We start from the raw sequence: 7,155 nt of genomic DNA, 5'->3' as shown, positions 1-7,155 counted from the left end.
AAAGCAGTGCTTTGAGCAACCTGCGGCTAGCTTCCTAGTTTGCTCTTTGATTTTCATTGAGTATAAGATGTAACTTAGAGCATCTTATATAGAATATACATGGGAATGGGAGTCACTCCCATTCCCATATTTTCAATAGGAATGAAACGACAATAGATTAGAGGAACTCTATGCTAAATTACACAAAAGAAGAATTACTTGAACTGGGTGCAGAAATCACGACTCGTGAAATCTACCAACAGCCTGATGTATGGAAAGAAGCTTTTGAAGCCTATCAAGCGAAACGGGAAGAAATTGCAGCCTTCCTACAAGGGATTGCGGATAAACATGACTATATCAAGGTCATCTTGACAGGTGCTGGGACTTCTGCTTATGTGGGAGATACCTTGGTGTCTTACTTTAAGGAAGTCTATGACGAACGCAAATGGAATTTCAATGCCATTGCGACAACTGATATTGTTGCCAATCCAGAAACCTATCTGAAAAAAGATGTGGCGACTGTCCTTGTTTCCTTTGCTCGTAGTGGAAATTCACCTGAAAGTGTGGCAACGGTTGATTTGGCTAAAGCCTTGGTGGATGACCTCTATCAAGTGACCATTACATGTGCTGCAGAAGGGAAATTGGCTCTTCAAGCTCATGGAGATGACCGCAATCTCTTGCTTTTGCAACCAGCTGCTTCTAATGACGCTGGATTTGCCATGACTTCTAGCTTTACATCTATGCTGCTAACAGCTCTCTTGGTCTTTGATCCTACAGAATTTGCTGTGAAAGCTCAACGTTTTGAAGTTGTGTCTAGACTTGTCCGCAAAGTTCTAGACAATGTAGCAGATGTCAAAGAGTTGGTTGACCTCGACTTTAATCGTGTCATCTATTTGGGTGCAGGTCCTTTCTTCGGCCTTGCTCATGAAGCTCAGCTCAAGATTTTGGAATTAACAGCTGGTCAAGTGGCGACCATGTATGAAAGCCCAGTTGGCTTCCGTCACGGTCCAAAATCATTGATCAACGAAGATACAGTTGTTTTGGTCTTTGGTACAACGACAGACTACACTCGCAAGTACGATTTGGACTTGGTTCGTGAAGTGGCTGGTGACCAGATTGCTCGTCGTGTCGTGCTCTTGAGTGATCAAGCCTTTGGTCTTGAAAATGTCAAAGAAGTAGCCCTTGGTTGTGGCGGTGTCTTGAACGATATTTACCGTGTTTTCCCTTACATCGTTTATGCTCAACTCTTTGCCCTCTTGACTTCACTCAAGGTAGAAAATAAACCAGATACACCATCTCCTACAGGTACAGTAAACCGTGTGGTACAAGGTGTGATCATTCATGACTATCAAAAGTAAGGAAGTGTCTATGAGTAAATTACAATTAAGTCCCAATAAAGTAGCTTGCTTGCAAAAACTCTCTGACGAGAACGGCATTATCTCAGCTCTTGCCTTTGACCAACGTGGTGCTTTGAAACGCCTCATGGCTCAATATCAAACAGAAGAGCCAACAGTGGATCAAATGGAAGAACTCAAAGTCTTGGTTGCAGATGAATTGACAAAATACGCTTCATCAATGCTTCTTGACCCCGAGTATGGTCTCCCAGCTACAAAAGCGCTTGATGCTAATGCTGGTCTTCTCCTTGCTTATGAGAAAACTGGCTACGACACAACAAGCACCAAACGCTTGCCTGACTGTTTGGATGTTTGGTCTGCAAAACGCATCAAAGAACAAGGCGCTGATGCTGTCAAATTCTTGCTTTACTATGATGTAGACAGCTCTGACGAACTCAACCAAGAAAAACAAGCCTACATCGAACGCATCGGTTCTGAGTGTGTGGCGGAAGACATTCCATTCTTCCTTGAAATCCTCGCTTACGATGAAAAAATCTCTGACGCAGGTTCTGCAGAATACGCAAAAGTGAAACCACACAAGGTTATCGGTGCTATGAAGGTCTTCTCAGACCCACGCTTCAACATCGATGTCTTGAAAGTAGAAGTTCCAGTCAACGTCAAATACGTTGAAGGCTTTGGCGAAGGTGAAATCGTGCATACTCGTGAAGAAGCAGCAGCCTTCTTCAAAGCGCAAGATGAAGCAACTAACTTGCCATATATCTACTTGAGTGCGGGAGTTTCAGCTAAACTTTTCCAAGAAACACTTGTCTTTGCCCACGAATCAGGCGCAAACTTCAACGGAGTTCTTTGTGGCCGTGCAACCTGGGCTGGATCAGTTGAAGCCTACATCAAAGACGGTGAGGCAGCGGCTCGTGAGTGGCTACGTACAACTGGTTTTGAGAACATTGGCGAACTCAACAAGGTTCTTCAAACAACAGCGACTTCATGGACTGAACGTGTAGAAGCATAAAACAGGTATAGAAGAATCCCCTTTTGTTAAGAAGATACTTAAGGTTTTCTGACAAAGGATTCTGAAAATAGAAACTACAACCATAGATGGTGAGACACTCTCTATGGTTTGTTTACTTAAGAGAAATGGATCAAAGGAGAGAAGAATGAAAGCATACACAGAACGTGTATTTGGAAATCATGAGGGCAAGGATGTCTTGGCTTATCGCTTTGAGACTGACAGTGGCTACCAACTAGAAATCATGACCTATGGTGCGACCATATTGCGCTATGTCACGCCTGACAAGGCTGGGAATTTTGCCAATGTGATTTTGGGTTTTGATGATTTTGATAGCTATGTAGGCAATAGTCCCAAGCATGGAGCAAGTGTAGGTCCTGTAGCGGGCCGTATTGCAGGTGCGACATTTGAGCTCAATGGTCAGACCTATAATCTTGAAGTCAACAACGCTAGCAACTGTAACCACAGTGGTTCAACAGGTTGGGATTCGAGCTTGTTTGAATTGGTCGAAGTGAGCGACCATGGCTTGACCCTCTACACAGAACGTACAGACGGAACAGGAGGATTCCCTGGTAATCTCAAGATCTGGATCAGCTATCACTTGGAAGAAACTGGCGCCTACGAAGTCAGCTATAAGGTGACGACAGATCAGGATACGCTTGTCAATCCAACTAATCACAGCTACTTCAACTTGTCTGGTGATTTCACGCAGACAGTTGACCGCCATGTCTTCCAGCTAAATACCGAGGGTATTTACCCAATCGCTCCGGACGGTGTTCCGGCTAAGACTCCAGATGCTACTCGTGATGTGGTTAAACACATCTACAATGGTGCTTTGTTGAAGGACATCTTTGAAGAGGAAGATGAGCAAATCCAGTTGGTATCTGGTTTGGATCACCCATTTGCTCTTCCTGCCGGTCATGACAATGCTGGTTTCCTTTATGACCAAAACTCAGGTCGTTTCCTGCTGTTCAAGACAGAGGCCCCTTGCTTTGTGGTCTACACAGCAAACTTTGTGGATGAGAGTGTCATCATAGGAGACCAACCAATGGTACAGCACAATGGGATTGCCCTTGAAGCGCAGGCTTTACCAGATGCCATTCATAGCGACCTCAAAGACCAAGTCATTCTCAAAGCAGGGGAAACTTTCACCAGCAAAACTCGTTACGAGCTTGTTGTCAAATAAAAAGAAGAGCTGGTTTCCAGCTCTTTTGAGTTGTCTTCGTTGACATTTTATCTCAATAGTGTATAATTGATGTAATTAATAAAGTTACAACAAACAAAAGGAGACACCCTATGACTTATGCATACCAAAGCCACATTTACCTAGCGGAGGCGGTTTTAAATGTCAAGGATTTGACGAGTCAAACGGCTTTTTATCACCAAATTATTGGCTTGGAGATTTTATCCCAAACAGAGACAGAAGCGATTTTGGGACTTGGTCGAAAAGCCTTGGTTCACTTGATTCAGGCAGAAAAGTCTGGCGAAGTAAGGGAGCATTATGGGCTCTACCATCTGGCGATTCTGTTGCCGACACGAAAAGCCTTGGCAGATGTCTTGAAACACCTAAGTGATTTGCGGATTCCTCTGGTCGGGGGTGCAGATCATGGATACAGTGAGGCTATTTATCTAGAGGATTTGGAAGGAAATGGCATTGAACTCTACCGTGATAAGCCAGTGTCTTCATGGGATATTCTAGAAGACGGCCGCATTATCGGTGTGACCGAGGCTCTTGCGGCACAGGACATCTATGAATTAGGGGAAAAGGTAGATCCCTTTATCCTAGCTGAAGGGACGAGAATGGGGCATATCCATCTATCGGTTAAGGATAGTCACGCAGCAAGTCAGTTCTATCAAAAGGTGTTAGGACTAGAGGATAAATTTAGCATTCCTAGTGCTAGTTGGATAGCGGCTGGTCAGTACCATCACCACCTGGCTGTCAACGAATGGGCTGGAAAGGGGCTAGCTCCGCGTGAGCAAGGCTTGCCAGGCTTGGCCTACTATGTCCTTGAGGTCGAAAGCAAGGAAGAACTCTTGGACATCGTTAAGCAAGCACAAGAGCTAGAAGCACCGATCAAGTGGTTACATTCGAGTGAGTTGAATCTTATAGACCCAGACGGCATTGTGACCCGCATTCGCTTGGCACGATGAAACGAGGAAAACACATTATTTATTTTAGAGACATAGGAAAAGGCGGACAAGCTCGCATTCTGTTTTTAGAATGCGGACTTGTCCGCTTTTTTATGAAATGACGAATCCTTTCTTGTCTTTAGCAATGGTATCTGCCGGGGATATTTTCCCTTTTCTGGGGGGTTCATGCTATAATACTAATAAACTTTTCTTTCTCTAGGAAGGAAAATGCTAAAAATCAGCTAGAATGCTGGCAATCGTCGTCACGATGCTTTTAAGAGAAAGTAGAACTTTGTTTGAACATCCGTATTGAGTTTAGGAGACGGGAAATAAGATGGACACAAGTGTAAAAAATTTAATCAGTATGGGCCCTCTGGAGGACTCTTTTATCTATTACGATCTGAAGAATCAAGTATTCTACGGTGTAAAACAAGGCATGAATTATTCAGCTATTGCAGCCCCTATTGCAATCTATTCCTTGCAACGGCTGTCAAAGTTGCTCAACCAAACCTTTGGAGATGTCTCATCCCCTCTTAATCTAATCTTCTTTATCTTGATGTCGCTGTTTTTAGTTTTTGGGACCATTCTCCTTGCCAAGTCTACCCGACGTAACATGAAGACAGATAGATTTAGAAAAGTCCGGCTGACAAAAGCCAATATCAAAACACTTAGGAGAAAATCAAGGGCGTTGACAGTAGTTGGCTACATTTTTGTTTTAATAACGATTTTTTCAGCCTATCGTTATCTGGCTGTTTCTGATTTTCAATTTTTAATTATGTACATGTTAGGGATTGGTATTCTTACATATATAGTTTATGATTTTCGGATGAAAACGCGCAAACGACTGTTCAAGGAGCTGATGGAGACATTACAGGACGGTAGCCGAGGGAAAGAGGGAGAAATGTAAGATGAGAAAAATCATTTATATAGGCCAAGGAAACCAGCAATCCGTCTACTATAACACAAGGACGAGAGAGGCTTTAGCGACAGAATCTAGTACCTCGTCAGAAACCGACGGTGCTATCAGTTCAAAGAAATCCAAGTGGCCTTGGGTTGTCTTCTTTGCTTTCTTGCTAGTTGCTATCATCAGTATTTGGATTCTTTCCTTGATAGCGCCCTTTAGATTGAGTGAGTGGATGATGCCTATCCATCTAGCCGCTATCCTTTTCGTTTTTATCGGAAGTGTTTATGAATTTGAAAAACTGTTCTACAGTGGGGCTAAGTCGCTTGTCCCAGCAAGTGAAGAGCAGTTTAAAGATGCGGTTGAAAGTAGTACTTTTTGGAGGAAGTCACCAGATAAGGAACCAACAGTCGATAAAATCATCTTGTATCTATTTGTTATCCTTGTTCTTCTATTTGTTTTTGTTATTGTTGTGTTCTTTGCCATACCTGGGACCTTCATTCCTTACTATGAGCATGAATGGTTTGAACCGTCCATGTTCATGGTACCAATCGGAGCAACGATCGTCCCAATTAGTGTCGTACTGCTCTTGTTCCAAAACAATCCAATCCGCTGGCTGTTAGCCGTACGAAAATACAAGCAGGGGAAGGTATTATTTGGGGAAGAGAAGAACTAGAAACACGAGAGAAACGCTATTACCATTACCAGTGGTTGGTGATGGTGATGTTTTATCAACAACCTATGATAAAATTGAAGTTTCTGATTATAGTGATTAGTGAAAACTGTGGTGATTTTATATGAGAAAAATAATTTTTATTGGACAGAGCGGTGATAAGGCCGTTTACTATAATACGCGAACAAAAGAGGCTCTTGTAGCAGATAAGAGTGCATTGTTAAATACAGAAGGGGCTAGGAGATCGAATAGGGGGATTGCTCCTTTAATTGCTATATTCTCTTTGTTAGGTTTACTCGGAGGATTTGTTGCAATACCAATTTTCTCAGGCCTTCGTTATAATAGTGGGATGGTTCCTATTTTTATTCTTTGTCTTTCCTTTATCCTATTTGGATTTATATGGATGATGGAAGTCGCCTTATATAAAGGAGTGAAACGAGTCCAAGGAGCAACAAAGAAAGAGTTTAAAGAAGCAGTTTATTCAAATTTGTTCTGGGAAAATTTTAGTGAGAAAAAAGCGACGTTTGCGAAAATGTTGGCTTTTATGATTGTCATGCTACTAGTTTTTATGACTACTATAGTAATATTTGCTGCTGCAATTCCGGGTACTATTGACTCATTCAATAAGCAAGAGGCATTTGATATACAAATCTTTTTCTCGCCTTTAGCAGGTCTCTTTCCTGCCTTGTTGTACCTTTTCTTATTCCAAAACAACCCTATCCGCTGGTTCTTAGCTGTGCGAAAATATGAACAGGGGAAAGTGATATTTAATGAAGAAATAGAAAAGAGAGGATGATAATGTCACAAGAGAGATATTTGCAGATCAAAAAAGAGCATCAAGTTCGTAAGTTTGTGGGGCGTTTCCTCTTCATTCTTCTCGCTATACTCGATGTTCTACTGGTATCAAGTCATTCCAATTATGCCCCGCTTATAACGGTGGCTATGGTAACGATTGTGCCTTTTAATCATTTTCTACTTGGTCCTCTTAGGAGACAGAAAAAAGCCATAGAAAAAGAGCATCCAGAATGGAAAATACTCAGTACAAAGGGAGTAAAGGTTCCCTCGGCTGAAGCTAATAAAAGAACTTTTGCTGGCATTGGGATCTTGATGG

At 42.3% G+C, this 7,155-nt stretch carries 7 protein-coding genes and 1 pseudogene; all 8 read left to right on the top strand.

Features of this window, described 5'->3' with window-relative positions:
* The first annotated feature begins 170 nt into the window (after nt 1-170).
* Entirely contained in the window at nt 171-1,337 is a 1,167-nt protein-coding gene (locus tag GMD6S_RS07745; RefSeq protein WP_000936014.1) for an SIS domain-containing protein, read from the top strand.
* A gap of 10 nt (nt 1,338-1,347) precedes the next feature.
* A complete protein-coding gene (lacD, locus tag GMD6S_RS07740) occupies nt 1,348-2,343 on the top strand; it encodes a tagatose-bisphosphate aldolase (RefSeq protein WP_000040892.1) in 996 nt (331 codons plus the stop codon).
* 145 nt (nt 2,344-2,488) lie between these two features.
* The gene (locus tag GMD6S_RS07735) at nt 2,489-3,526 is read left to right on the top strand and encodes an aldose epimerase family protein (RefSeq protein ID WP_000649412.1); all 1,038 of its coding nucleotides are present in this window, start codon (nt 2,489-2,491) and stop codon (nt 3,524-3,526) included.
* 110 nt (nt 3,527-3,636) lie between these two features.
* Nucleotides 3,637-4,491 (top strand): VOC family protein, encoded by an 855-nt coding sequence (locus tag GMD6S_RS07730; RefSeq protein ID WP_000220448.1) that lies wholly within the window; start codon nt 3,637-3,639, stop codon nt 4,489-4,491.
* A gap of 313 nt (nt 4,492-4,804) precedes the next feature.
* A complete protein-coding gene (locus tag GMD6S_RS07725) occupies nt 4,805-5,377 on the top strand; it encodes a hypothetical protein (RefSeq protein WP_000381574.1) in 573 nt (190 codons plus the stop codon).
* A gap of 1 nt (nt 5,378) precedes the next feature.
* Nucleotides 5,379-6,047 carry a hypothetical protein gene (locus GMD6S_RS07720; RefSeq protein ID WP_001226454.1) on the top strand — a complete coding sequence of 223 codons (669 nt, stop codon included), beginning with the start codon at nt 5,379-5,381 and terminating at the stop codon, nt 6,045-6,047.
* Between the two features lie 121 nt (nt 6,048-6,168).
* The gene (locus GMD6S_RS07715; protein ID WP_001226099.1) at nt 6,169-6,840 is read left to right on the top strand and encodes a hypothetical protein; all 672 of its coding nucleotides are present in this window, start codon (nt 6,169-6,171) and stop codon (nt 6,838-6,840) included.
* A gap of 2 nt (nt 6,841-6,842) precedes the next feature.
* Nucleotides 6,843-7,155: pseudogene (locus GMD6S_RS07710) on the top strand (hypothetical protein); the annotation flags it as partial.

It is taken from the genome of Streptococcus sp. GMD6S (assembly GCF_000297015.1).
The sequence above is the reverse complement of the archived record's forward strand: the minus strand, read 5'-3'. Positions and strand labels throughout refer to the sequence as shown.